1 pseudogene is annotated in these 1,442 nt (G+C 73.0%); it reads left to right on the plus strand.

Annotated elements, in window-relative coordinates:
* Positions 1-1,323 (plus strand): annotated as a pseudogene (locus AC6LJ5_RS30285) (ribonuclease E/G); the annotation flags it as partial.
* Positions 1,324-1,442: the final 119 nt, after the last annotated feature.

Genomic DNA, 1,442 nt, shown 5'->3' on the forward strand with positions numbered 1-1,442 from the left:
GCCCAGGAAGACACCGCCAAGCGCGGCGCCTCCGGCCGTGGCAAGGGCCGCCACGACGGCCAGGACCGCCGCGGCGAGCGCCATGGCTCCGACCGCAACCGCAACCGCCGCAATGAAGCGCGCGGCGACAGCGCTGAAAGCGCCGAAGGCGGCCGCCAGCACGTGCGCGGCAACCGCCGCGCCGAAGGCGAGCGCGCCGAGCGCCCGGAACGCGCCGAACGGCCGGAACGCGGCGAGCGCCAGGGCCGTAACGAAGCCCGCGCCGATCGCGACCAGGCCGCGCTGGCCAACAACCGCCCCGAGCAGGCAGCCGAGGCCGCTGGCGATGACGCCGGCGCCGGCCGCAATCGCCGTCGCGGCCGTGGCCGCAACCGCCGCGAGGAAGGCCAATCCGACGCGCCGATGAGCGAACAGGAAAGCATGGTCGCGGCGCTGGCCCAGACCGTGGCCACCGCGCTGCCTGACGCCAAGCCCGCCGTTCCCGCCGCTGAAGCCGCTCCCGTGGCCGCCCTCCAGGAACAGACGGATGCCATCGAGCAAACGGAAGACGGCATCGCGCTGGCCGAAGGCGCCGAAGGCTCGGCCGATCCCGAGCGCAAGCGTCGCCGCCGCCGCAGCCGCCGCGGCCGCCGCAGCCAGGACGAGAACGGCCTGATCGGCAGCGACGAACAGCTGGACGACGCTGGTGACGAGGACAACGGCGCCGAGGCTGTTCAGGCCCAGGCCCCCTCTGAATCGGCTGAATCGCCTGCTCAGCCGCAAGCCGCCGCGCCTGCTGAAGAAACCGTTCAGGCCGCTCAGGCCGAAGCTGCTCCGGCAGCCGAGCAAGCCGTCAAGGCCGAGCCGGTTCAGGCGACGCCCGTCGAGCCCGTGGTCACGCAAGCGCAGCCGCGCGACGAAGCCCCGGCCCCCGTGGCCGTGGAGCCCGCCGCCGCACCCGCGCCTGTTGCCGCACCCGTTGCCGCACCGGTCGAAGCGCCCGCCGTCGAACCCGTGGTGACGCAAGTTGCCGCGCCGGCAGCACAAGCGCCCGCTCCGGTCGAGCCCGTGGCCGCCGCCCCGGCTCCCGCCGCCGCTCCGGCCCCGGCGGTTGCCGAGCAACCCATCGTCATCCCGGCAGCAACGCCGTCCGCCAAGGCCCAGGCCCTGCACGACGTCGTCAACGCCGCTGGCCTGCAGTGGGTGGAAACCGATCCGGACCGCCATGCGCAAACGCAGCTGCGTATCGCCGCCGCGCACACGCCGGCCCGCCTGGGTCGTGAGCGCAAGGCCGTGCCGTCCGTTTCGACTGAACCGCTGGTTCAGGTAGAAACGCGCCACTGAGCCGCGCCCTGAGAAAAAGCCCCCGCCATACAGCGGGGGCTAATGAGATGGTCAGCCCGATCCCCACGAAGCGGTACGCTGAGTGGGGATTGTTCTTTTTGGGAGACCTCTCATGAGCA

The sequence above is a fragment of the Achromobacter sp. 1011791174 genome (genome assembly GCF_059760925.1).